This window comes from Paraburkholderia bannensis (assembly GCF_014200455.1).
Classification (GTDB): domain Bacteria; phylum Pseudomonadota; class Gammaproteobacteria; order Burkholderiales; family Burkholderiaceae; genus Paraburkholderia; species Paraburkholderia bannensis_A.
In genome coordinates this window covers 129,844-155,362 of record NZ_JACHBW010000006.1, presented here as the reverse complement: position 1 = coordinate 155,362, position 25,519 = coordinate 129,844, and the positions used below count along the sequence as shown (strand labels likewise).

The 25,519-nt window shown below is 64.6% G+C and carries 20 protein-coding genes; 10 read left to right on the top strand and 10 right to left on the bottom strand.

The features are described from left to right. Nucleotides 1-451 precede the first annotated feature (451 nt). A complete protein-coding gene (locus F4827_RS12075; protein WP_183724165.1) occupies nucleotides 452-1,504 on the top strand; it encodes an asparaginase in 1,053 nt (350 codons plus the stop codon). A gap of 33 nt (nucleotides 1,505-1,537) precedes the next feature. On the opposite strand, the gene F4827_RS12070 is transcribed toward F4827_RS12075, so the two are convergent. Further along, the gene (locus F4827_RS12070) at nucleotides 1,538-3,811 is read right to left on the bottom strand and encodes an amylo-alpha-1,6-glucosidase (protein WP_183724164.1); all 2,274 of its coding nucleotides are present in this window, start codon (nucleotides 3,809-3,811) and stop codon (nucleotides 1,538-1,540) included. A gap of 272 nt (nucleotides 3,812-4,083) precedes the next feature. Next, the gene (gene gltA, locus F4827_RS12065) at nucleotides 4,084-5,385 is read right to left on the bottom strand and encodes a citrate synthase (RefSeq protein WP_183724163.1); all 1,302 of its coding nucleotides are present in this window, start codon (nucleotides 5,383-5,385) and stop codon (nucleotides 4,084-4,086) included. Nucleotides 5,386-5,781: 396 nt separating this feature from the next. Here gltA and F4827_RS12060 point away from each other — a divergent pair, with 396 nt between their 5' ends. Further along, a complete protein-coding gene (locus F4827_RS12060; protein ID WP_183724162.1) occupies nucleotides 5,782-6,183 on the top strand; it encodes a hypothetical protein in 402 nt (133 codons plus the stop codon). Nucleotides 6,184-6,432: 249 nt separating this feature from the next. On the opposite strand, the gene F4827_RS12055 is transcribed toward F4827_RS12060, so the two are convergent. From F4827_RS12055 to F4827_RS12045, 3 genes are all read right to left on the bottom strand, one after another. After that, complete coding sequence (locus F4827_RS12055) at nucleotides 6,433-7,218, bottom strand: alpha/beta fold hydrolase (RefSeq protein ID WP_183724351.1); 786 nt, start codon at nucleotides 7,216-7,218, stop codon at nucleotides 6,433-6,435. Nucleotides 7,219-7,456: 238 nt separating this feature from the next. Next, nucleotides 7,457-8,557 carry a rod shape-determining protein gene (locus tag F4827_RS12050; RefSeq protein WP_183724161.1) on the bottom strand — a complete coding sequence of 367 codons (1,101 nt, stop codon included), beginning with the start codon at nucleotides 8,555-8,557 and terminating at the stop codon, nucleotides 7,457-7,459. A gap of 442 nt (nucleotides 8,558-8,999) precedes the next feature. Next, a complete protein-coding gene (locus F4827_RS12045; protein WP_183724160.1) occupies nucleotides 9,000-9,644 on the bottom strand; it encodes an alpha/beta hydrolase in 645 nt (214 codons plus the stop codon). Nucleotides 9,645-9,989: 345 nt separating this feature from the next. Here F4827_RS12045 and F4827_RS12040 point away from each other — a divergent pair, with 345 nt between their 5' ends. Further along, on the top strand, nucleotides 9,990-11,567 hold the full coding sequence (locus tag F4827_RS12040; RefSeq protein ID WP_260175141.1) for a DHA2 family efflux MFS transporter permease subunit: 1,578 nt from the start codon (nucleotides 9,990-9,992) through the stop codon (nucleotides 11,565-11,567). Nucleotides 11,568-11,577: 10 nt separating this feature from the next. Here F4827_RS12040 and F4827_RS12035 read toward each other — a convergent pair whose 3' ends face one another. Next, nucleotides 11,578-12,822, bottom strand: a complete 1,245-nt coding sequence (locus tag F4827_RS12035; protein WP_183724159.1) for an FAD-binding oxidoreductase — start codon at nucleotides 12,820-12,822, stop codon at nucleotides 11,578-11,580. 63 nt (nucleotides 12,823-12,885) lie between these two features. Then, on the bottom strand, nucleotides 12,886-13,626 hold the full coding sequence (locus tag F4827_RS12030) for an ABC transporter substrate-binding protein (protein WP_183724349.1): 741 nt from the start codon (nucleotides 13,624-13,626) through the stop codon (nucleotides 12,886-12,888). Nucleotides 13,627-13,853: 227 nt separating this feature from the next. Between F4827_RS12030 and F4827_RS12025 the strand changes: the two genes are divergently transcribed. From F4827_RS12025 to F4827_RS12000, 6 genes are all read left to right on the top strand, one after another. Next, a complete protein-coding gene (locus F4827_RS12025) occupies nucleotides 13,854-14,849 on the top strand; it encodes an ornithine cyclodeaminase family protein (RefSeq protein ID WP_183724158.1) in 996 nt (331 codons plus the stop codon). A gap of 49 nt (nucleotides 14,850-14,898) precedes the next feature. Beyond that, nucleotides 14,899-15,567, top strand: coding sequence for a transcriptional regulator (locus tag F4827_RS12020; protein WP_183724157.1), 669 nt, complete (start codon nucleotides 14,899-14,901; stop codon nucleotides 15,565-15,567). A 143-nt stretch (nucleotides 15,568-15,710) separates the two neighbouring features. Continuing rightward, complete coding sequence (locus tag F4827_RS12015; protein WP_183724156.1) at nucleotides 15,711-16,625, top strand: glutaminase; 915 nt, start codon at nucleotides 15,711-15,713, stop codon at nucleotides 16,623-16,625. 528 nt (nucleotides 16,626-17,153) lie between these two features. Beyond that, a complete protein-coding gene (locus F4827_RS12010) occupies nucleotides 17,154-17,981 on the top strand; it encodes a PadR family transcriptional regulator (RefSeq protein ID WP_183724155.1) in 828 nt (275 codons plus the stop codon). A 51-nt stretch (nucleotides 17,982-18,032) separates the two neighbouring features. Continuing rightward, nucleotides 18,033-18,854, top strand: a complete 822-nt coding sequence (locus F4827_RS12005) for a siderophore-interacting protein (RefSeq protein ID WP_183724154.1) — start codon at nucleotides 18,033-18,035, stop codon at nucleotides 18,852-18,854. Nucleotides 18,855-18,886: 32 nt separating this feature from the next. Next, the gene (locus F4827_RS12000) at nucleotides 18,887-20,155 is read left to right on the top strand and encodes an MFS transporter (RefSeq protein ID WP_183724153.1); all 1,269 of its coding nucleotides are present in this window, start codon (nucleotides 18,887-18,889) and stop codon (nucleotides 20,153-20,155) included. Between the two features lie 109 nt (nucleotides 20,156-20,264). Here F4827_RS12000 and F4827_RS11995 read toward each other — a convergent pair whose 3' ends face one another. From F4827_RS11995 to F4827_RS11985, 3 genes are all read right to left on the bottom strand, one after another. Continuing rightward, a complete protein-coding gene (locus tag F4827_RS11995) occupies nucleotides 20,265-21,392 on the bottom strand; it encodes a 3-deoxy-7-phosphoheptulonate synthase (RefSeq protein WP_183724152.1) in 1,128 nt (375 codons plus the stop codon). 205 nt (nucleotides 21,393-21,597) lie between these two features. Next, the gene (locus F4827_RS11990; RefSeq protein WP_183724151.1) at nucleotides 21,598-22,605 is read right to left on the bottom strand and encodes a sterol desaturase family protein; all 1,008 of its coding nucleotides are present in this window, start codon (nucleotides 22,603-22,605) and stop codon (nucleotides 21,598-21,600) included. A gap of 15 nt (nucleotides 22,606-22,620) precedes the next feature. Then, nucleotides 22,621-23,643, bottom strand: a complete 1,023-nt coding sequence (locus F4827_RS11985; protein ID WP_183724150.1) for a beta-propeller fold lactonase family protein — start codon at nucleotides 23,641-23,643, stop codon at nucleotides 22,621-22,623. Between the two features lie 359 nt (nucleotides 23,644-24,002). Between F4827_RS11985 and F4827_RS11980 the strand changes: the two genes are divergently transcribed. Next, nucleotides 24,003-25,328 (top strand): Nramp family divalent metal transporter, encoded by a 1,326-nt coding sequence (locus F4827_RS11980; protein ID WP_183724149.1) that lies wholly within the window; start codon nucleotides 24,003-24,005, stop codon nucleotides 25,326-25,328. Nucleotides 25,329-25,519: the final 191 nt, after the last annotated feature.

Here is a 25,519-nt window from a genome sequence, read left to right as displayed (position 1 = left end):
AGATACGCTCGTGACGACGTGCCGCGTGGAAGAAAATACGATCACGCGCATGATAAGGCCTCGAATATAAAAATTGCATTGAAATTGAATCGACGTTGCGTCAAAAGAACACCTCGCAATCGAGACTGGAAATGCAGGTGTAAATGACGGTGCATGGCGCTTGTTGCCGAGCGCTTATGCAGTGCAATTGCGCCCCAAAAATGCGCATGAAACACAATAAATCGGCGATTAAGACGGCATCGTAAAGAAAATGAAATGTTTTAATAGAGACCGTCGTTTTCTCATCTGTCTCGCATCGATTTCAATGGTTGTGAACAACGCAGACCCATGATGGAAATTCAGGCGGAGCGCGAATGACGAATGCGCTCGCGCATTGAAGTTAGAATGCGCGGTATCAGAAAAGCCGCTCCGGCAAGCGACAAACGAGCCGCCAGGTTCAAGGAGACACGCCATGACACTCGATTTATCGCAGACTGCCGCCATCGTGTATCGCAACGGCATCGTCGAAAGCACGCATCGCGCGCATATCGCGGTGGTGAACGCCAGCGGGCGCCTGCTGCATGGCTTCAACGATCCACAGCGGCTCACGCTGGTGCGCTCGGCGGCCAAGCCCGCGCAGGCGCTGGCCGTGATCGAAACCGGCGCGCTCGAACGCTTCGGTTTCGACGATGCCGATCTCGCGCTCATGTGCGGCTCGAACAGCAGCGAGCCACGTCATATCGAGCGCGCGCGCAGCATGCTCGCGAAGGTGGGCGCGGATGAATCGGCGATGCGCTGCGGCGGCCACGCGCCACTATCGGATGCGGTCTGGCGCGACTGGATCAAGCGCGGCTTCGAACCCACGCCTGCGTGCAGCAACTGTTCCGGCAAGCACGTTGGCATGCTGGCCGCCGCGCGCATGATGGGAGCGCCGATTGACGACTACCATGCCGCCGGGCATCCCTTGCAGTTGCGCGTGAAGCAGACCGTCGCCGAAATCTGCGACATGCCCGATGACGGCGTGCAATGGGGTATCGACGGCTGCAATCTGCCCACGCCGGCCTTCCCGCTCGACCGGCTCGCGCGTCTTTACGCGAAGCTCGCGCAGGCCGCCGATACCGATGCCGACGCGCTGGACGCGCGCGCTCGGGCGCTCGCGCATATCTATCGGGCCATGACCTCGCATCCCGAGTTGGTCGCGGGCGAACAACGCTTCTGCACGACGCTGATGCGCGCATTCGGCGGCGAACTGGTCGGCAAGGTGGGCGCGGACGGCAGCTATGCGATCGGCGTGCGCAAAAGCGTCCTGGAGCACGGCAACGAAGCCATCGGCATCGCCGTGAAAGTGGAAGACGGCAATCTGGGCGCGCTCTACGCGATCGTCGTGGCGGTGCTCAGGGAACTGGGCATCGGCACACCCGGGCAGCTGGCCGCGCTGCACACGTTCGACAGGCCGCCCATCCGCAATACGATGGGCGTCGAAACCGGTTATCTGGAAGTGCGCGGCGGTCTGCTGAACGCCTGATCGCCGCGCTTCACGTGGCATAACAGCGGTGTTCTACAACACCGCCACGACCTTCACATCACTGCGATCCGCCGACGCCACGACGACCTTACCGTCCACGCGGCGGAATGTGAGCGTGACCGAAGCATTGCCCACGCGCAGGTGCCCCACTTCGAGCCAGTCGATGCCTTCGGGCAGCATCGGCTGTTCGACGCGCACTTCCTGACGCTCGGCGTCGATACTCACGCCCAGGCACGCCTCCAGCATCATGAACGGCGAACCCGCCGCCCAGGCCTGCGGCAGACACGCAACCGGGTACGCCGTGGGCGGCTCGCCACGACGGCGCGGGAAGCCGCAGAACAGCTCCGGCAGGCGCATATCGAAGGTCACCGCCGCTTCGAACAAGGCCTGTAACAGCCGCACCGCCGCTTCCTTGCGCCCATAGCGTGCCAGACCGCGCGCGCATAGCGCGTTGTCGTGCGGCCAGACCGAGCCGTTGTGATACGCCATCGGATTGAAGCGCGCCTGGCCCGCCGCCAGCGTGCGCACGCCCCAGCCCGTGTGGAACAGCGCCGATTCGAGAGTCTCCGCTACCGCACGGCCGCGCTCCTTTTCCGGCAAGCCGAACGCGAGCAGATGCCCCGCATTCGACGCGAGCACGCGACACAGTTCGCCGTGACCATCGAGTGCGATGCCGTAGAACTCCGACTCCGGCATCCAGAAGCGGTCCTCGACGCAGCGACGGATCTTCGCAGCGCGGCCCGCGTAATGCGCGGCCTCTTCCACGAGGCCGCGATGCGTGGCGAACTTCGACATGGTCTCGAAGGCCGCGCTGGCATAGGCCTGCACTTCGACCAGCGCGATCGGACCATCGGGGAAGTGTCCGTCGGCGTGGAACACGGAATCGTGGCTGTCTTTCCAGCCTTGATTCGCAAGACCGCCTTCGGATTCGCGCCGATAATCGAGCAAGCCGAGTTTGTTGCGCTCGCACACACCTGCCACCCACGCCGCGGCGCGTTCGAGCGCGGGCCAGAGTTCGTCGATGAGCGCCATGTCGCCGGTGCGTTCCGCGTAGGCGCCCGCCAGCACCACGAATAGCGGCGTGGAATCCACCCCGCCATAATAGAGCGCAAACGGCACTTCGCCGGTAGCGGCCATTTCGCTCTTGCGCATCTCGTGCATGATCTTGCCGACCGCCGCATCGCGGAACGCCGAGTCCTCGCGCGCCTGATGCGCCGCCAGAAAGCGCAGCACGCCGCGTGCGAGCGCCGGTTGCAGCCAGAGCGTCTGCAGCGAGGTGATGATCGCGTCGCGTCCAAACGGCGTGGAGAACCACGGAATGCCCGCATAGGGATACGGGCCGGTCGGCAGGTCGGTGGTCAACAGGCCCAGATCGGCGATCGAGCGGTTGATCCACGCATTGAAGAGCGGATTGCTCGAGCGCACGCGCGCGGTCTTGCGACGCCGCTCGCGCATGACGATGTGCGCATCGACCAGCGCAGCACGCACCGCCGCGCGGCCTACGCCCTGCCCATTCGAATCGGCCAGGCAATGGCGCGGCTTGATGATGCCCGCGCTCGGTGAGTCGGGCGCGACGCCTTCGAGCGGTTCGACTTCGATCGATACCGTGAGATAGAGCGACACGCAGGCCTGGGCCGGCAGTTCGACGGAAAAGTCCGCGCGGTCCGCCAGCAGTTTGTCCGGCTTCGGCGAAAACTCGATGCGCACGCGCCGCGCCACTCGGTCCAGGCCAATGTATTCGAGCCGCACCGCATTGCCTTCAATGCGCGCAGCCTTGAGCTCGCCGCGCACTTCGCGCTTGAGGCCGCGCACTTCGAACATGTCGCGGAAGTCGCTGGCAAACGACACCGACAGCGGCACCACCGCATCCTCGGTGCCGTAGTTCGTGAGCTCGATGGCCTCGGTCATCATGGTGCCCGAGAGCACGCGCTCGCGTTCGACGTGAATCACGCCTTCGGGCGTGCTGGTGCCGCCCAGCGGCGGCAAGGGACGATTGGTGAGGTGCGCGGTAAACGCCGTATTGTCGCTGCTCACGCTGCCTGACAGCAGCGAGGGCACGCGCCCGCCAAAGGTCAGGCGCAGCGAGGACAGCACGCGCGTATCGTTGACGAACAGACCGTCGTCGATGCCGGTGATATCGCCAAGCGGGTCGTTGACGATGAAGGTGTCGCCCGACTTCAGCACATGCTGGTCGGCGCTGGCGACTTCGGGGCTTTCGGGCGCGATGAATGCGCCATCGGGAGATGGGTCGGGATGATCCACGCCGCTGGAACGCGTAACGCCGCCGAGTGTTTCAGGATCCTGCATTGCCTGCCTCCTCTCTAACTCTCAACCATTGCCTGATCAGTGCTTCAAGGTGCTTCGTCCGAACGATTGTAGTGGCTATGGCGCGGTTCGCGCGAATACATGGCGGGCTGGGGCCGTGCTTGCGAAGGCGGCTGCTGCCGCCCGGAAATAAAGACGGGCGCCGGCACGGTGAAACGTGCGGGCGCCCGTCGATCGCTGCGCTCGGGCTTGTGGCCCGTGCGCGCTCGTCACAACGTTATGCGTCGATGATTCTCTGGCGATCTGCTGCCGGTTTAGCGTTGCGAAATCGGCTTCGCTTCACGCGGCGTATTGCCGATGAACAGCTGACGCGGACGACCGATCTTCTGCTCCGGATCGCCGATCATTTCGTTCCATTGCGCGATCCAGCCCACCGTGCGCGCCATCGCGAAAATGCAGGTGAACATCGCGGTAGGGATGCCCAGCGCGCGCTGAACGATGCCCGAGTAGAAGTCGACGTTCGGGTACAGCTTGCGCGAGACGAAGTATTCGTCTTCCAGCGCGATCTTTTCGAGCGCCATCGCCAGCTTGAACAACGGATCGTCGTGCAGGCCCAGTTCGTTGAGCACTTCGTGGCACGTTTCGCGCATCAGCTTGGCGCGCGGATCGTAGTTCTTGTAGACGCGGTGACCGAAGCCCATCAGCTTCACGCCCGAGTTCTTGTCCTTCACCTGCTTGATGAACTCAGGGATGTTCTCCACCGAGCCAATTTCTTCAAGCATGTTCAGGGCGGCTTCGTTCGCGCCGCCGTGCGCCGGGCCCCAGAGGCAGGCGATACCGGCTGCGATACACGCGAACGGGTTCGCGCCCGACGAGCCAGCCAGACGGACCGTCGAGGTCGAGGCATTCTGTTCGTGGTCGGCGTGCAGGATCAGGATACGGTCGAGCGCGCGCACCAGCACGTCGTTGACCTTGTATTCCTCGGCCGGGTTCGAGAACATCATCTGCATGAAGTTCGCGCTGTACGAGAGATCGTTGCGCGGATACACGAACGGCTGGCCAACCGTGTACTTGTACGCCATCGCCACCAGCGTCGGCAGCTTGGCGATCATGCGCACCGCCGAGACTTCACGATGCTGCGGATCGTTGATGTCGAGCGAGTCGTGATAGAACGCCGACAATGCGCCCACGGCCGCCACCAGAATCGCCATCGGGTGTGCGTCGCGGCGGAAGCCGCGGAAGAAAAAGTGCATCTGCTCGTGAACCATCGTGTGGTTCGTGACGGTCGCAACGAACTCGTCCTTCTGCTTTTGCGTGGGCAGCTCGCCCTTGAGCAGCAGGTAGCAGCTTTCGAGGAAGTCGGCATTCTGCGCGAGGTTGTCGATCGGATAACCGCGATACAGCAGTTCGCCCTTGTCCCCGTCGATATACGTGATCGCCGAGTTGCACGCCGCCGTGGACATGAAGCCCGGGTCGTACGTGAACATGCCGGTCTGGCCGTACAGCTTGCGGATGTCGATCACGTCCGGGCCTTGCGTGCCCTTGTAAACCGGCAGTTCGACGCCTTCAGCGTGGCCGGGAATCGTGAGTGTGGCGTGGGTCTTCGAGTCGATCATGTCTTGTCCTTGCATTCAAATGCACTCAAGTGGCCCTCAAGTGCCGTTACTTCGCAAGACGCAGCGCAGCACGGCGCCTTCTGCGGCAGCTTCGGCACGGCTTCACTGCGACCACTTGCCGCATTCTACGCCGCGTTGCATTGTCGATTGATAGCGCGACCAGCAACAATGCCTCTTCGGATCGACAACATTGAATGCTTGCAGCCTCCTTAATCCCGATTTATGCAACAATATTTTGCCTGTGCAGTGCAACATCGGCGCGCGGTATCTGCGATACTGGTTGTCATGCATTGACTTCCCCTGTCTTGCATGCATCTTTCGGCCCGCCTACATTTTCTGGCGGGCCTTTTTTACTTAGGCCACACGCGCTGTACGCAAAACGTAAGGAAAGAACAGATGAACATCTCGATCGACACCCTGTTCGCTGAAGACGAACTTGCAGAGGGCGCCGTCGTTACGGCTCTCAATCACCAGGACATCGTTGTCGCGCTTTCGGCGGCCCTCGCCTCGGAACGCGTGGCGGTGCTCCACATGCTCTACCCGCGCACGGACGCCCGCACGCACAGCAGCCTCGACCACCTTGTCGACAAGCTGCGCGGCCACGGCCTGCACCAGGTCGCGCGCCTCGTGTCGCAGGAAGCGCACTACCTCGTGTTCAAGGATCCGGCGAAGGCATGGAAGGCCTTCCACGAAATCCGCAACGATTCGCTCGCCATCGGCGTGCACCTGTACTACGCAGGCCTCGTTGGCGAAGCCGCCGAGAACAAGCTCGACGCGCACGCACACGGGCGCGACTAAGCGCTTCAGCGGGCTTGCACGTTTGCCCGCTTTTTGCCTGCTTTTTGCCCGCTTTTTACCCGGTCGGCCGCGCCGCGCTTTGACGCAGCGGCGTTTCGGCCAGCCGGGCCGTCTGCCTGGTCCAAACGGCTTTTTGCGCGAATACGCCTGTTTTGCGCGTTCAAATTAGTTTGGACTGCCACGCTTTGATGCGCACGTGAAAACGGCCGCGTTGCGCGGCCGTCCCGTTTGCTTCAATGCTCACAAGCCTCAGCGTCCGTGACCGCTCGCAAAGTGGTCGATCAGATCGTTGAACGCACCAGGGCGCGCCAGGTTCATGCCATGCGAAGCGCCCTCCACCGTCGCGCGGCGTGCGTCGGGCATCCACTCTTCCAGCGCGGCTGCGGCGCGCTGGAACATCACCGGGCTCAGTTCCCCGTCGATCAGCAACACCGGGCAGGTGACCTCGGCGGCTTCCTCGCGCGTATACGGCGCGAGCGGGTCGAGGAACTGCGGACCAAGCGTGTGCGCATTGTCGATCGCCATCTGGCGAAACGAACGCGTGCTTTTGGCCCAGAAGCCGGGACGGCTGACCGAATCGACGAATAGCTCCAGCCCTGCATCCACGTCGCCCGAATCGATCAGTTGCACCGCGCGGGCGCGCAGTGCGTTGATCGTCTCGGGCAGCTTCGCGAGGCTCTGGCCAGGCTGCTGGACCGGGCCGCCCGGATCGGCGAGCGTGAGCGACTGCAGATGCTGCGGATAGCGGCGCGCGAAGTGATACGCCACCGAGCCGCCGCGCGAATGACCGATCACGTGGGCCGGCCCTGCGCCGAAGGCGTCGATGAACTGCGCCACTTCGTCGGCGTGACGGCTCCAGCTGAACGGCTCTCCGCGCGCGCTGTCGGGCGCGGGCCAATAGTGCGTGAGACTCACGGAGACGCAACGATAGTGCTCGCCCAGACCCGCGAGCTGCGGCTGCCAGTAGCGATAGTCACAAAGCGACCCGTGGATGAAAAGGAGCAACTCGCCCTTACCGGTTTCGACATATGGCATGGGCTGCCCGCCGGGCAGTTCGACGAACGACCCGGGAGCGGGAAATACGGCTTGATTCACGGCTGGATGATGACTGACGAAAGCTGACGACGGAACGGCGCTAGCACACGGCAAACGCTGCGGCGCCCGGCGTAATTCAGGGTAACAAGAAAAGCGAAAGGCGCGTATTGTCGCACGAGCGCGCCCGGCCCGCCGGGCCTCGCTTCTGGCGGCCCTGGCCGGAGGGTTGCGGCGGGGATCAGTCGTAGGCGCTAAAGGCCGGCTGATCCGCCGCCACGGCGCCCGCAGCAGCGGCGCCCGCGCCACGCACGGCGCAGGTCAGCGGCGCATCGGCCACGCGCACCGGCACGCCCAGTTCGGCCGCCAGGCACTGGTCGAGGCGCCCCAGCAAGGCACCGCCGCCGGTCAGCACGATGCCGCTATCGGCGATATCGGTCACGAGTTCGGGTGGCGCACTCTCGAACACCCGGCGCACCACGCCGATCACCTGGCGCAGCGGGAACGCCAGCGCATCGGCGATATCCTCGCTGGTGATTTCGATGGTGCGCGGCAGGCCGTCTTCGAGACTGCGCCCGGTCGCGCGCAGACGCCCGACCGGCTCGCCGCGCAGCGCGCTGCCGATGGTCATTTTGAGGTGCTCGGCGGTTTGCTCGCCGAGAATCACGCCGTAGAGATTGCGCACGTGCTCGATGATGGCGCGGTCGAACTGCTCGCCGCCCACGCGCAGCGAACCGCCGCACGCCACGCTGCCCAGCGCGATCACGCCCACCTCAGTGGTGCCGCCGCCGATATCGACGACCATCGATCCCCTCGCCGCCCCTACGGGCAAGCCGGCGCCCAGCGCGGACGCCAGCGATTCGTCAATCAGGTTCACGCTGGCCGCGCCCGATGCGAAAGCCGCCTCGCGGATCGCACGGCGCTCGACGCGCGTGGCGTCGCCCGGCACGCAGACCGTGAACGCCGAACGGCGGCTGAACAGGCGGCGCGGCTTCGCCATCGCCACGAAGTGGCGCATCATGTGCTCCGCCGCGAGGAAATCGGCGATCACGCCGTGCGACAGCGGCTTCACGGTTTCGAGATTTTGCGGCGCGCGCCCGACGAGTGCCTTGGCCTCCGAGCCGACGGCGGCGACGCTCGCGTCAGCGCTCTTGCCTTTGCCTTTGTGGCGCTTGTAACCGTTGCGCTCGAAACAGACCACCGAAGGCTGGTCGAGCACGATGCCGCCCTGGGCCGTGTAGATCAGCGTATTGGCCGTGCCGAGGTCGACCGCCACCGTGTTGCGATCGGTATGGCGGGACAGTGTGTGCAGAAATGATGATTGCCGCGTGGCTCGGGCCATGTCGTCGTTGTGTATGAGGAACGCGCGCGCCGGCGGCACGCTCCCGGAATCCGAACCCGGCGCTTCGTGGTCGAAACCGTCGTTAATGCAATCGTCTGAACAAACCGTAACGATAAGAAACAATCAGCTGAGCTATCCAATCCCCGATTGAACGATTTCGCTGATTGCCGCTGACTCGGTTGATCCTGTTGATTCTGCTGACAATTGGCTATTGCCGAATGATGCGACGCACCCCAGGTGCATGGAGCCATGACGGCCCACTGACTCTGTTTACGGCATCAACCGGGCGAGACTTTAAACGCGACAGAAATAACCGGGCAGCTTAAACGCGAAGTGTGGGAAAAATGCGTCAGGCCGCCATGTTGTGCGGCCTGAGGTGATTGACACGGCGCGACGGGCGTCGCGCGTGAAGTGATGTTTTTCCAACGTATATCTGGCCAATTCAGCCCAGCACGCGCACCAGCGCATCGCGGCCCAGCATCGCGCCTTGCGCCGTGATCGTGTGGCCTACGCCCGGCAGCGCGTAAGCGGCTACCGCATAACCCGCGTCGCTGAACGCGCTCGCCGCGCGTTCGAGTTCCTGCACGGGGATCACATTGTCGTCTTCGCCGTGCACCAGCGTGAGGGGCGTGCGGTTGCGCGCGGAGACCGGCGCCGAAAGACGCCCGGCATAGGCGACTACGCCCGCGAACCCGGTTGGCTGCGTCGCCGTGAGGTAGAGCGACATGATCGAGCCTTGCGAGAATCCCACCAGCGCTAGCGCGTCGGCGCCCAGGTTCCAGTGCGCGAGTTCATCGGCGAGACGCTTTTGCAGCACCGGCGCGGCGGCGGCTACACGTGCGCCGCGATTGGCTTCGTTCACGTCGCGCAGACTGAACCACTGACGCCCGCCAAAACCGCCGTCGAACGGCTCGCTGCCGTCGAGCGACGCGAACGCGACGCCGGGCAGCGCATCGCGCCACGCATCGGCGAGCGGCATCAGATCGCGGGCATTGCTGCCCACGCCGTGCAGCAGCACGACCAGCGCGCGCGGCGCGCCTTCGGCCGGCGCGAGACGCCAGCCACCATCGAATTGTTCCCAGCTCATTCTGCAGTTCCCCTGTGGGCGTGTTTCTGACAAATGCGGACCCTGCGCGCGAGGGTCACTGTTGCAGCGCCGGGCAGCGCGCGTGCGCTCCCCCGCGCCAGCCGCAAGGATACGCCGGGCTCGCAGATTGCGTCGGCGCGACCGTCAATCGAAATGCCATGGCAGGAACGGCGCACTCGCGCACGGGCTGCTGCCAAGCCCCTGCGTCGCGTGGGGATGCTTACACGCCCTTCGATGGCCTTTGCCGATTGCGGTTATCCTTGCCGCAACTCCAGCCTGCCTCGCGCGGGCTTTTCCAGCTTTGCAGCACCGGTTTTGCACCACCGGATCACGCGGAGAAGAAGCTTGAACCAGCCAGCCGCCCCAGCCGCCGCAGCAGCACCGCCCGCCCCGCCGCCGCCGCTCGAAGGCGGCCGGCTGATTCTCGCAACCGTCGCCGTGGCGCTGGCGACCTTCATGAACGTGCTGGACACGTCGATCGCCAACGTCGCCATCCCGACGATTTCGGGCGACCTCGGCGTGTCGGTGGACGAAGGCACCTGGGTCATCACGGTGTTCGCGGCGGCCAACGCCGTGTCGATTCCGCTGACCGGCTGGCTCACGCAGCGCTTCGGCCAGGTGCGCCTGTTCGTGGCGTCGATTCTCTCGTTCGTGCTCGCCTCCTGGCTGTGCGGCATCGCGCCCAGCCTGCCCTTTCTGCTGATCGCGCGCGTGGTGCAAGGCGCGGTGGCGGGGCCGCTGATTCCGCTCTCGCAGGCGATTCTGCTGGGCTCCTGGCCCAAGGACAAATCGTCGACGGCGCTCGCCTTCTGGGCCATGACAACCACGGTCGGCCCGATTGCCGGTCCGGCGCTGGGCGGCTGGGTCACCGACAGCTACAACTGGTCGTGGATCTTCTACATCAACATTCCGGTGGGGCTGTTCGCGGGCTTCGTGACGTGGAGCATCTACCGCAACCGTGAGTCGCCGACGCGCAAGCCGCCCATCGACATCGTGGGTCTTGGCCTGCTGGTCGCCTGGGTCGCGTCGCTGCAGATCCTGCTCGACAAGGGCAAGGACCTCGACTGGTTCAACTCGCCCGTGATCGTGGGGCTGGGCGTGGTGGCGCTGATCAGCTTCGCGTTCTTCCTCGTCTGGGAATTGACCGAGGCGCATCCCATCGTCGATTTGAGGTTATTCGGGCAGCGCAACTTTCTGGGCGGCACGATTGCGATTTCAGTGGCGTATGGCGTGTTCTTCGGCAATCTCGTTCTACTGCCGCAATGGATGCAGGAGTATCTGAACTACCGCTCCGTCGATGCGGGGCTGGTGACCGCGCCGCTCGGGGTCTTCGCCGTGATTCTCTCGCCGGTCGTGGGGCGCATCCTGCCGCGCTCGGATGCGCGCATCATCGCCACCTGTGCGTTCGTGCTGTTCGCCGTGGTGTTCTTCATGCGCTCAAGATACGTGATTGAAATCGACACGTTCCATCTCGTGCTGCCCACGCTGTTGCAAGGCATTCCGATGGCGTTGTTCTTCGTGCCGCTTACCGCGATCATTCTGGCGGGGCAGCCGCCAGGCCGGATACCGGCGGCGGCGGGGCTGTCGAACTTCGTGCGCGTGTTTTGCGGCGCCGTGGGCACGTCGATCGCCACGAACGCCTGGAATAACCGCACGGTGCTGCACCACGAACGCCTCACGGAACAGGCTTCGATCGACAACCCCGTGTTCCGCCAGTCGATCGAGAATACGCAGACGCTGCTGCACATCAGCGAGCCGTCGGCGCGCGCGCTGTTCGATTTCCAGCTGACGACGCAGGCCGCGATGATGGGCCTGAACGACATCTTCTATATCTCGGCAATCATCTTTCTCGCCATCATCCCGCTCATATGGATCACGAAGTCGACACGCGGCGGCGGCGGCGGCGCAGCCGGGGCGCACTGAACCGGCCGTCTCAGGCGAAGCGCTGCGGCGAGTACGGGGCGGGATCGGTAAACGGCGTCTCGCCCATGATCATTTCCGCGACCAGCCGCCCCGTCACCGGCCCGAGCGTCAGGCCATGATGGTTGTGGCCGAACGCGAACCACAGGCCCGCGTGACGTGGCGCGGGCCCGAGTATCGGCCGCATGTCGGGCGTGCAGGGGCGCATGCCCATCCACGGTTTTTCATCGAGTCGCCCGCCTAGCCCAAACATCGGCCGCGCGGCGCGCTCGGCGGCATCGAGCTGCGCGTAGTTGGGCGGCCGGTTGCGCGTGGCCAGTTCCACGCCGGTCGTCAGACGCAGGCCGCGCCGCATCGGCGCCACCACGTAGCCGCCTTCGATATCCACCACCGGCCGCAACAGCGGCGCAGCCGCCGCGCTCGCATAGTGCACGTGATAGCCGCGCTTGGGCATCAGCGGCACCCGGTAGCCCAGCGATGCGCTCAACTGATCCGACCACGGGCCCATGGCGACCACGGCAAGTTCTGCACTGAGCGGTCCAACGTCCGTCTGCACCTGCCAGCCGCTGCCCTGCGCACGCAAGGTCTGTGCGTTGCCTTTGACGAACCGGCCACCCTCGCGCACGAACAATTCCGCGTAGCCCTTCACGAGCGCGCCGGGATCGGCCACGCTCGCCGGGTCGACCCAGTGAATCGCGCCCGCATAGCCCTCGCTGAGCGAGGCCTCGGCGGCACGCAATCCTGCGGCGTCGAAGATCTCCGTGCGCAGACCGTGTTGCGCCGCAAGCTGTTTTGCCGCCTCACGTTCGCGTTCGAATTGCTCCGCCGAACGATACGCCTCCAGCCAGCCGACCGGACGCACGAGCGCTTGCAATTCAGTGCGCGCGATCAGCGCCTCGTGCTCCGCGACGCAGCGCGAAATGAGCGGCAGCATATCGCGCGCCGCGCCCGCCAGCCGCTGCGGCGCAGACGCGCGCCAGAACGTGGCAAGCCAGCGCGCATAGGCAGGCAGCGAGCGCACGTCGTAACGCAGCATGGTCGAGTCGTTGCGCGCGAGGCGCAGCAGCGTGCGCCAGTCGCGCGGAAACCCATATGGCACCACCGACGACGCCTCGATCAGCCCGGCGTTGCCAAAGCTGGTCTCCTCTCCGGGCGCACGCCGGTCCAGCAGCGTGACGCGTACACCGCGCGCCTGCAGATGCAGCGCCACGCTCACGCCGACGATGCCCGCGCCGAGCACGATCGCGTCCTTGCTCATGCCATTCCTCTGGGGTCCGCACCGAATCGGGAAGATATTCGCGAAACTTTCATCGATACCCCGTCACTTCGCGACGATGTCGCGGCCAAAATATTTCATCGAGAGCTTCGCGAGCGTGCCGTCCTGGCGCAGCGAATCGAGCGCCGCGACCACCTTGGCCCGCAGCGCCGCGTCGTTCTTGCGCAGGCCGAAGCCGGTGCCCTCGCCCAACGTAGTGGGGTCCCTGAGCGGCGCTCCCGCGAAATCGAAGCCCTTGCCCTGCGGCTTCGACAGAAAGCCGTCGGTGGCAGTCTGCACTTCCTGCACCGCTGCGTCCAGACGCCCCGCCGCGAGATCCGCAAAAATCTGGTCCTGATTCTCATAGGTGACGATCGACACGCCCTGCGACGCCCAGTGCTTGCGCACATAGTCTTCCTGCGTCGAGCCCTGCAGCACGCCGATCTGCTTGCCCTTGAGGCTCGCGGGCGTGGGTTGCAGGCCCGCACCGCGCTTCGCCACCATCTGGATCGGCATGACGTAGACGGCCGGCGTGAAATCGATCTGCTGACGGCGTTTGTCGGTGATGTTCATCGCCGAGTTGATGACGTCGAACTTGCGCGCTTCGAGCGCCGCGATCAGTCCATCGAAGCTGTTCTCGACCCACACGCATTTGACCTGCATGCGTTGGCACACGGCGTTGCCGATATCGATATCGAAGCCCTGCAACTGGCCGGACGGCGCCTTGCTCTCGAACGGCGGATACGACGCCTCCACGCCGAAGCGCAAGGTCTGCGGGTCCTGCGCGTGCGCGGCACCCGTCATCATGCCCAGACTCGCGCCGAGCAGCGCAGCCAGTCCCGCAAGGCGCGCGCGGCGCATATCGCGAATCGTCTTTGTGTTCATCATCGTCACCCTGGTCCGAAATGAGGTCGTAGCGAGGTCGGGCAAGCAGCGCACTGTCGATACGACAGGCCGCAGCCACATGCCGAATATAGACGAAAAATAAAAATAAAGTCTAGAATGGACAAAAAAGTCCACACAGGAGCCGCACCATGAATGCAACGATCCTTCCGGGCGCGAGCGTCGCGCCGTTTATCGCCGATGCCGCGCAGGTTCGCGCCGCGCTGCCGAAGCTCGACGTGCGCGGCGCGCTCGCGAACATGTTCGGCGCGCTCGGACGCGGCAACGCGGTCCAGCCGCCGCAGACGCTGGCCCTGTTTCCGCAACAGGCGGGCGACTACATCACCTATCTGGGCGTGCTGGCCGAAGCCGGTGTATTCGGCGCGAAGCTCTCGCCCTACATTGCGGGCGTGGACGGCGCAAAGCCCATCATCACGGCCTGGACGGCGCTGATGTCGACACAGACCGGCCAGCCGCTGATGTGGTGCGACGCCGCGCTGCTCACGACCGAGCGCACCGCCGGCACCACGGCGCTGGCCATCGACCAGCTTGCACCGCGCGAGTCGCGTCGCCTTGCCGTGATCGGCGCGGGCGACGTGGCGCTCGCGCATATCCGCCACGTCGCACCGCTGCGCGCGTGGGACAGCATCGCCGTGTGGTCGCCTTCGCTCGCGGGCGATGCGCCGCGCGTCGATCAGGTCCGCGCCGTGGACGCTCGCGTGAGCGTCGCCGCCAGCGCCAAAGCCTGCATCGCCGACGCCGACGTCGTCATGCTCTGCACCTCGTCGGGCAAGCCGGTGATCGCGCTCGACGCGCTCACGAAACCGGCGCTCATCACCTCGATCAGCACCAACGTCGCCCAGGCGCACGAAATCGATCCGGCGGCGCTGCCCACGCTCGACGTCTATTGCGATTACCGTCGCACGACGCCGCACAGCGCAGGCGAAATGACGATCGCCGCGCGCGAGCACAGCTGGTCGCCGGACGCCATCGTGGGCGACCTGGGCGAACTCGCCAACGATGCCTGCCCGCGCCCCGGCTACACGCGTCATGTGTTCTTCCGCTCGATCGGGCTGGGCCTCGAAGACATGGCGGTGGCCTACGCGCTCTACACGCATCTGCGCGAACAGCGAGATCACGCCCGATAAGCAGTATCATCGACGTCCTCTTCGAAACGACAGCCACGGTCCCCGTCCGATGCAGAAAACGAAATCCGCCCGCAAGAAAGCACCGCCGCATTCCGCGTCACGCGCGCGCCTGCTAGAACGCTACGCGCACGTGGCGGACAGCATCACAACGCTGTTTTTCCCGTTCGCCGAAGTGGTGATCCACGATCTCGCCGACCAGACCGTGGCGTATCTCTCGAACAATCTCTCGAAGCGCGAGATCGGCGACGATTCCGCGCTCGACGATGTCGAGGAAACCACGCGCAACAAACTGCTCGGGCCATATGAGAAGGTGAACTGGGACGGGCGGCGCATGCGTTGCGTCAGCACGGCGCTGTTCGACGACGAAGGGCGCGCGGCGGGCGTCATGTGCATCAACTTCAACATCGCCGCCTTCGACGACATGCAGTCGACGCTCGACCTGTTTCTACGCGGTGCGGGTGTGATCGCGCAACCGGAGGAACTGTTCAAGGACGACTGGCAGGAGCGCATCAACACGTTTCTACACGGCTGGCTGCGCGAGCGACAGGTGGCCCTCAACGCGCTCACGCGCGAACACCGGCGCGAGCTGGTCGAAGCGCTGCACGCCGAAGGCGCGTTCAAGGGCAAGAGTTCGGCGAATTACGTGGCGAAGGTGCTGGGCATGGGACGCGCAACGGTCTACAAGCATCTGCGCGAGATGAAAGGCGATGCGGGCTGAATTCCCGGTGATCGAACGTTGATCTACCGTTGAGCGAAGATTGATCGATCCTGCCGCGATGGAGTCGCGCTGCAACGGGTGAATCGCTACAATCGCCGGACTGCGGCGCGGGACCGGCCGCGCCGCCCTTCCTCGCGACGTCCATGAACTACACGCCCATCCTCGACGCGATCCATCACGATCTGCAACCGCACATCGGCCGCGGCCGCGTCGCCGATTACATTCCCGAACTCGCCACGGTCAGCCCCGATCATTTCGGCATGGCGATCGTCACCGTGGACGGTCAGGTCCATCGCACCGGCGACGCCGATACGCGCTTTTCGATCCAGAGTATTTCGAAGCTGTTTGCCTGCACGCTGGCATTCCAGCTGATGGGCGATGCGCTGTGGGATCGCGTGGGCCGCGAGCCGTCGGGCACCGCGTTCAACTCGCTCGTGCAACTCGAATTCGAAGGCGGCAAGCCGCGCAATCCGTTCATCAACGCGGGCGCGCTGGTGGTCACCGACGTGCTGTGCCGCCGCTTCGTCCAGGCGGAAACGGCGCTGGTGGATTTCGTGCGGCGGCTCTCGGGCGAAGTCAGCATCGGCTACGACCTCAAGGTCGCGCAGTCGGAACTGGCGCACGCCGAGCGCAATCGCGCGATGGCGCATTTCATCGCCAGTTTCGGCAACCTGGAAATGGCCGCCGATGCGGTAATCGACGCTTATTGCCGTCAGTGCGCGATTTCGATGAGCTGCGTGGAACTGGCGCGCGCCGCGCTGTTTCTCGCCAACGGCGGCGTCTCGCCCGCGAGCGGCGAGCAGGTGCTCGATGCCAGTTCGACCAAGCGGCTCTCGGCGCTCATGCTGACTTGCGGCACTTACGATGCGGCGGGCGACTTCGTTTATCGCGTGGGCTTGCCGGCGAAGAGCGGCGTGGGCGGCGGGATCGTCGCGGTGCTGCCGGGCGAGTTCGCGGTGTGCGTGTGGTCGCCGGGGCTCGATGCGAACGGCAACTCGCAGGTGGGCTCGCTGGCGCTGGAGTGGCTGACAACGCGCACGGGGCGGTCGATTTTCTGAGGACACCCGGCCCACCGCGCTGATTCGCGGCGACACGCCTGCGGATAGTCCCGCGTTTTCCGCACATTGACCGACGCGGCGTTTTTGCACGTACCGCATACGCGCCATGCCGAATAGTTCGTCGTCGGCGCGCTGCGCGTGCATTTCAACATCGATTGAGAGCGAACGACATCTCACCGGTCGTTCAGGTTCTCATGGCTGCGTTCATGGCACGAAACCGCGTTTCCAGCGCTGAAGGCCACGGATAGCCGTCGCACGCCTGCCTTCTTCTGCGGTTTCTTCTTCCGCGCTTTTCGGTCCTCTCCAGATTTCCCTGCAACTGCCGGTCAGAGACCGCGACAGCTTTGTCGCGCCCATTGGCCGGAATTTTCCTTGCCGGCACGCCGTTTTCCGGTGGCGTTAATGCAACCTATTGGGAAGCCTTCGCGAGGTCGCCCTACGTTCCTCCCCAAAAAAATAACTTTGACAAACACTCTTAAGATATATATCTTAAGACACATCTTAAGACAGTCAGAGCAAGGAGGCCTTATGCGCCACCATCATCATTCTGGACATCATGGCCGTCACGGCCACGGCGGTCGCGACGCGCGCGACTGCTTCGAAGGCACGTCCCGCAGTGAGCGTGACGAACGCGGCAGCCGCAACGATTTCGCCAACGCGCGCTTCACCATGCGTCACCCGCTGCATGCGCTTCACGCCCTGCGCCACGCCATGGGCCGCCGCGGCGGCGAAGGCCACGGCGACTTCGGCGATCGCTTCGGTGACGGCTTTGGCCGAGGCTTCGGCGGTCCCGGCGGTTTCGGCGACGGAGACGGTTTCGGCCGTGGGCGCAAATTCACCTCGGAAGACCTGCAATTGATGCTGCTCGCGCTTCTGGCCGAGCGCCCGAGTCACGGCTACGAGCTGATCAAGGCGCTCGATTCGCGCTCGAATGGCTTCTACAGCCCGAGTCCCGGCATGGTCTATCCGGCCCTCACGTATCTCGAAGAACTGGGCTATGTGAGCGTGACGCTCGAAGGCAATCGCAAGCGTTACGAGCTGTCCGACGAAGGCCGCGCCCATCTGGACGACAACCGCGAGCGTGCCGACCTGATCCTCGCCAAGCTCACGCATTTCGGCCGCAAGATGGATCTGATGCGCCGAGCGTTCGCGGGCGAAGATCCCGCCGACGGCAACGGCTGGACCCGCGAGCTGATCGAGGCGCGCCGCGCTCTCAAGCGCGAGCTGCTGCGCCGCACGGATGCGTCGCCCGAGGAGCAACGCCGTATCGCGGCGATTCTCGTGCGCGCCACCCAGGAAATTGAAAACGGCGGCGAACCCGTCAAGACGGACGACAGCGCGAATCGCGGCGATTAAAACCCCGCCCTTCGCCGTCGATCGTCAGCCGCCTATTTATCGGAGTCATAGATGCAGAATCAGGTTCAGAATCCGTCCAGTCTCGAAGTCGTCCGCGTGCGTCACCCGCTGAAGTTTCGACTGCTGCAAGTCACACGCGTCGAAACGCTCTCGTCCGCGCTGGTGCGCGTCACGCTAACCGGCGATCTGAGCGATTTCGTCTCGGCGTCGTTCGACGATCACGTGAAGGTGTTTTTCCCGGCCCCGGGCGAGGACAAACCGACGCTGCCGTCACTCGGTCCGGACGGCATCGCCTTCCCCGACGGCGTCGAGCGCCCCGCCGCGCGCGATTACACGCCGCGCCGCTTCGATACGGTCGCCAACGAACTCGATATCGAGTTCGCGCTGCACGAAGCCGGCCCCGCGACCGCGTGGGCGGCGCAGGCGAAGCCCGGCCAATACATCGGCGTGGGCGGCCCGCGCGGCTCGATGGTGATTCCCACCGGTTTCGACTGGCATCTGCTGGTCGGCGACGAAACCGCGCTGCCCGCCATCCAGCGCCGTCTGACCGAACTGCCGCCGAACACGCGCGTGGCCGTGGTCGTGGAAGTGGCGAACCGCTCGGCACGCATCGAGCTGCCGACCGAAGCCGATCTTTACGCGACATGGGTCTATCGCGACGAACTGGAATCGGAACAACCGCTCGTCGACGCGCTCGGCGAAGTCTGGCTGCCGCCCGGCGAGGGCTATGTGTGGGCGGCGGGCGAAGCCACGGCGATCCGCGCAGTGCGCGCCTATCTGTGCAACGATCGCGGCGTCGACAAGAAGCGCATCCGCGCTTCGGCGTACTGGCGTCGCGGCGCGCAGGCGGCACACGAAACCATCGACGATTAAACCACCCAGGACCGCCCTGCGGGCCGCCATCAATGACATTGATCCTCAATCCGCTGCGCGAACGCACGCTGCTCTGGCTGCTCGCGCTCACGCAGTTCACCGTCATCATGGATTTCATGGTGATGATGCCGCTCGGGCCGCAGATCATGCATGCGTTCGCGATCACGCCGGCGGCTTTCGCCACGGCGGTGTCGGCGTATTCGCTGTGCTCGGGTCTGTCGGGCCTGTTTGCGGCCACCTATATCGACCGCTTCGACCGGCGTCGCCTCCTGCAGGTGACTTACGCGCTGTTCGCGCTGTCGAATCTGGCCTGCGCGCTGGCGACCAACTTCCATCTGCTGCTGGCCGCGCGCGCCTTCGCTGGCCTCACGGGCGGCATTCTCGGCTCGATCGTGATGGCCATCGTCAGCGACGTGATTCCCGTCGCGCGGCGCGGCGCGGCCACCGGCGTGATCATGACGGCGTTCTCGATTGCCGCCATCGCGGGCGTACCGGCAGGCATCGTGCTGGGCGCTCACTTCGGCTGGAGCGCGCCGTTCATGCTGCTGGTGGTGCTCTCGGCGGTGATCTGGATCGCCGCTTCGCGCGTCGTGCCCTCGCTCACAGAGCATGTGGACCGTGAAACGCCCATCAGCGAGATCCTGCCGCGTCTGTGGCAACTGCTCTCGCTGCCGCGCCATCTGAAGGCCTTCACGCTCACCTTCACGATGATGACGGCGCACATGCTGGTGATCCCGTTCATCTCGCCGATGCTGGTCGCCAATCATGGCGTCGCGCCCGAGAAGCTCTCGTGGCTCTACATGGCGGGCGGCGCCTCGACTTTCGTGACCTCGCGCGCGGTCGGCCGCCTCGCGGATCGTTACGGCAAGCGCCGCATCTTCCGCGTGATGGCCTTGCTGTCGATCGTGCCAGTGCTGTTCGTCACGCATCTGCCCACGCTGCCTTTCGTGGCGCTGGTGGCATTCTTCGCGGTGTTCATGATCGCACTCTCGGGCCGTATGGTGCCGATGCAGGCGCTCATCACCACGATCCCCGAACCCGCCCGCCGCGGTGCGTTCCTGAGCGCCAACAACGCGGTACAGGCGCTGGGCATGAGCATCGGCGCGTGGGTGGGCGGTTTGCTGCTCACCAGCGGCGCGAACGGCACGCTGGAGGGCTTCGGCCATAACGGCTGGCTGGCCTCGGTGTTCACGGTGGCCGCCGTGGCGTGGGTTTCGCAGGTGCGCGGCGCGGGCGACGAGACCACGTCGCCAGGCGGCCAGGCTCCGGGTGCTGCGCAAGCGCGCCCTGTGCAGCCTTAAACCACAGCCTTAAACCACGGCCTCAAAAGCAAAAACGCGCGGCGGACCGTCCAGTCCGCCGCGCGTTGTTTTATGCGCAAAAAGTTATTTTAGACACGTGAGCGTCATTTCAGCCCGCTAGCGTCTTGCGCCGCGCGCGCACCGCCTCGGCCAGACCGTCGAGCACCGGCTCCGTCTGCGCCCAGCTGATGCACGCATCGGTAATCGATACTCCGCGCTTGAGCGGCACGCCCGGCTTCAGGTCCTGCCGCCCCTCGTCCAGATGACTCTCGATCATCACGCCGACGATGCGTTTCTCGCCGCCCGCCAGTTGCTCGCCGATATCGCGCGCCACGTCGATCTGGCGCTGGTGCGCCTTGTTCGAGTTCGCGTGCGAGCAGTCGATCATCACTTCCTCGCGCAGCCCCGCCTTCGCCAGCGCCGCGCAGCACGCCGCCACCGATGCCGCGTCGTAGTTCGGCCCGCTCTTGCCGCCGCGCAGGATCACGTGGCAATCCTGGTTGCCGCGCGTCTCGAAGATCGCGGCCATGCCCATCTTGGTCATGCCCATGAAGGCGTGGCTCGCGCTGGCCGCGACGATGGCGTCCGCCGCCACCTGCACGCCGCCGTCCGTGCCGTTCTTGAAGCCGATCGGGCACGACAGCCCCGAAGCCAGTTGCCGATGGCTCTGGCTTTCGGTCGTGCGCGCGCCGATGGCGCCCCACGCCACCAGATCGGCGATGTATTGCGGGCTCAGCAGGTCGAGGAATTCGGTGCCGGTGGGCAGGCCCAGCGCGTCGATTTCCAGCAGCAGTTGCCGCGCCGCGCGCAGGCCTTCGTTGATGCGGAAGCTGCCGTCCAGACGCGGGTCGTTGATATAGCCCTTCCAGCCCACCGTCGTGCGCGGCTTTTCGAAGTACACGCGCATGACGATCAGCAGATCGTCCTTGAGCGCATCGGCCTTCGCCTTGAGCAGCTTCGCGTATTCGATTGCCTGATCGTGGTCGTGAATCGAGCATGGTCCGACCACGATGACGAGGCGGTCGTCGCGTTGCGCGAGCACGTCGGCGATCTGCGTGCGCGACGTTTCCACCAGCGTCTGGGTGGCCTGCGGCACCGGCAATTCGTCGAGCAGCAGCGCGGGCGAGATGAGCGGACGCACCGCGCCGATGCGCACATCGTCGATACGGGTGGTGTCCTGGGTCGCGTCGGCGACGCCGACTTCCTGGTCGTGCTGCGGATTGTCGATACGGCTCAAGATGATCTCCTCAGGCGCGTCCGGCTGCCTAAGCCTTGCGATATGCGCACGGTGTTTGTTGGGGGAAAGGCGTTGGAATAGACAGCGATTATCGCACCCACGGCAGCGTCTTGAATGCACGCGCGTTCGCGGCGTTGGTGAACCAGGCCCGCGCAAAAGAAAAGAGGCGGCATCGCGCCGCCTCCGTCACCTGAGCAAAGCAGGATCAGTTGGCCGATCCGCCGAGCGGATAGCCCTTGCCCGCCAGCCGTCGCGCGATACGCACCAGTGCGAGCCATTGCTGGGCGATCAGGCCCTCGCCGTAGTTCACGCCCCGGCCTTCCGGCGCGGGCAGTTGATCGCGGATGCCGGTCGGCTCATGCGCCGCGTTCCACGACGCCGTGCGGAACATCATGTCCCACCACGGAAACAGCACGCCGAAGTTGCAGCCATAACGCGTGCCTTCGTGACCGTAGCCAATCGCGTGATGGCGGCGATGGAACGCCGGGCTCACCAGAATGCGCTCCAGCACGCGGCCATAGACGAGCCGCGCGTTGACGTGCTGCACCGCCTGGAGGAAGTTGCTCACCGCGATCAACACGACGAACTGCGAGGGCGGCACGCCGATGAACAGCGAAATGGCCGCAAAGAAGGCCGCCTGCACGATATCGTCGATGAAGTGATTGCGGTCGTCGCACCACAGCGACATCTGCTGCTGACTGTGATGAACCGCGTGCAACTCCCACCACACGCCAAAGCGATGCTGCCAGCGGTGATACCAGTAACCCGCGAAATCCAGCACGACCAGATAGATCACGAACGACACGTACGGACGATCCGTCACGCCCGGCCACAGACTATCCACGTCGATGTTCGGAATATTGTGGATCGCCATCAGGCTCTGCCAGTGATTGAACAGCGGCGTGAGCAAGAAGAAAAACGCAATATTCAGAATGCCGAGCTTGGCGATCCACGTGTACCAGACGTCCGCGCGCAGCGCCTTGCGGTCGCTCCACGCCTCGGCCGGCCGCAGCGCTTCGAGCGGACGCAGCAGCACATAAGTCAGCAGGATTTCGAGCACGCCGACAATCACCCAGTAGAGTGCGTCGTAGGTGTCCTCGTCATAGCCCATCAGGCCGATCTTGTAGAAGATCGGCTGCACCACGTCCACGTAGACGAGGGTCTGCAGCCATGAAACAAGGTTGTCGGCCTGCGAAAGCAGCGTATCAAGCATCGAAACTCCCGGTCGTCAGTCCGGATTCGGCGCCACCACGGGCGCACGGTTTGCGAAATAGATGCCGTGCGGCGAGCGGCCCACGGCAATCGTGTCGATCAGCTGGCGGGTCGTGAGGTCGATGATGCCCACGTGCTTCGCAAAGCGGAACGTAACCCACAGATAGCGTTTGTCGGCGGAAAGTTCCATATCGTCGGGACCGGGGCGCAGGCCCGTGATGTCGCCAACCTTGGTGAGCGTCGTGTAATCGAGAATGCTGATGGTGCTTTCCACGCGATTCGACACCACCACGTGCTTGCCATCGTCGAGATTGCGGAAGTTATGCGCGCCACGGCCCGTCTGGATTTTCTTCACCAGCGTGCGGGTATGCGGGTCCACCACGGCCACATCGTCTTCGCCCGTCATGCCGACCAGCAGGTACTTGTCGCCGGGCGTCATCCACAGGCCTGCGGGCGTGTTGCCGATATGCAGCTTCCACAGCACGGTCTGCGAGGCCAGATCGATCGCGGCGACTTCGCCGGTGTCCTGCAGCGTCACGTAGGCGATCTTGCTGTCCGACGAGAAGGTGATGTGGCTGGGCGTTTTCGCCAGCGGAATGCGTTTGGCGATCGTCACGTCATGGCCGTTGTAGCTATAGACGTCCACGCGATCCAGCCGCAGGCCTGCCGTCACGAACCACTTGTGATCGGGCGAGAAGCCAAGCTGATACGGATCTTCGATGCCTTCGATACGGCGCTGCACCTTGCCCGTGTGCGGATCGAGGAACATCAGGTCGTTCGAGACCGAATCGGCGACGATCAGCGACTGGCCGTCGGGCGTGATCATCAGGTGATGCGGCTCCTTGCCGGTGGGCTCAGTGCCCACGACGGTGCGGCTCGCTTCGTCGATCAGCGAGAGCTGCGCCTCGCCGGAGTCGAGCACGATCACTTTGTCATCGGCATGCGCAAGCGCGCTGCACACAAAACCACCGAGGAGCAGCGCCGCTGCAAGGCCGCGTCTCGGGTTTCGGGTAAGGCTGAAAGTCGGGAATTCTGGCATTTCGTAGGGGCAAGAGAACCGGTGCGAAACCGGAGTAAGCGCGCGCAGGGCCGGTTTGTGCTGAGATAGGGACTGGTGCGCCGCAACGCGCGCGAAAGCCAGGCGAAACCTCGCTGAAACCGGGCAGCAAAAGTGATGTGAAGCGGACTGTAAAGCCGCCCGCCAATCGCGCGCGCGGAACGCCTGGTTAACGCGTGAGGGCCGTTTTCCGATGACGCGATGAGGCGTTTTCCGACACGGTTTTCGCATGCGCTGTAATGCGGCGTCTTTATTGCGTTTTTAGTGCCGCGTCTTGCCGGTGTAGAAACCGCATCGCGTTCCGGCCCTTGCAAAAAACCGCGTTCTTCAACGAGGCGTCCATGCATCATCGCACTCGCGAAGACAGTCTGCATGACGTGCCTGACGGTCTGTCCGCCAGCACGGCGCGCAAGGTGCGCGAAGCACTCGAAGGGCGTCGACGTGGCGCGGCCTTGATGCTGCCGCTCGCGGGGCCGGCCGTGATCGTCTCGGTCGCTTATATGGACCCCGGCAATTTCGCCACCAATATCCAGGCGGGCGCGCGTTACGGCTATGCGCTGCTTTGGATCGTGGTGCTCGCCAATCTCGTTGCGATGCTGTTTCAGGCGCTCTCCGCGAAACTGGGCATCGTCACGGGGCGCAATCTCGCCGAACTGTGCCGCGAGCATCTGCCCGCCCCGCTCGTCTGGCTCATGTGGATCGTGAGCGAAATCGCCGCGATGGCCACCGATCTCGCCGAATTCCTGGGCGGCGCGATCGGGCTCGCGCTGCTGCTTCACGTACCACTGCTCGCGGGCATGGCAATCACGGCGGTGGTCACTTACGGCCTGCTGTTTTTCGAGCGAGCCGGGTTCAGGCCGCTTGAGCTGCTGATCGGCGCTCTCGTCGGCGTGATCGGGCTGTGCTATCTGCTCGAACTCTTCATCACGCCGGTTGCTTGGAGGGAAGTCGCACACAGTCTGGCCACGCCGCGCTTGCCCGATGCGCAGGCCGTGACCATTGCCGTGGGTATCGTGGGCGCGACGGTCATGCCGCATGCGCTGTTTCTGCATTCGGGCCTCACCCAGGCGCGCGTGCAGCCCCACAACGACACCGAACGCACGCGCCTGCTGCGCTTTTCCAACGTCGAGGTGATCGTCGCGCTCTCGCTTGCCGGGCTGATCAACATGGCGATGGTGATGATGGCGTCGGCGGCGTTTCATCTGGGCCATGCCGATGTCGCCGAAATCGAAACCGCCTGGCATGCGCTCGCGCCCCTGTTCGGCGTGGCGGCCGCGGCGATTTTTCTGGTCTCGCTGATTGCTTCCGGCATATCGAGTTCGGTGGTGGGCACGCTCGCGGGCCAGATGATCATGCAGGGCTTCGTGGGCTTTCAGATTCCACTGTGGCTGCGCCGCCTCATCACGATGGCGCCGAGCTTCGTGGTGGTGGGCGTGGGCGTGAACGCCACCGAAGCGCTGGTTGCAAGCCAGGTGGTGTTGAGTCTCGCGCTGCCCTTCCCGATGGCCGCGCTCGTCTGGTTCACCTGCCGGCGCGACGTCATGGGGCAATATCGCAATCGCGCGACGCTAGCCGCGCTGGCCGTCGTGGGTGCTGCGGCTGTGCTTGCGCTGAACGCCTTGCTGCTTGCGCAAACCTTCGGCGTGAACGTGCCTGGCCTCGCCTGATGGGCTCGCTTGCACGATGCGTGCCAGCGCGAAGCGTGCAGCGCAACATCCGCGATGCGAGCGTTTCGCTCAATTTGCGCGCCTTGCCTGCTCGAATCGTTCAATAGCCCGCCTCGCAGCGGTGACTTCGTCCGTCATGCGTGCAAACTTGCGGGAAACCATGCAACATTAGCTTCTTTCACCGCGCCCGC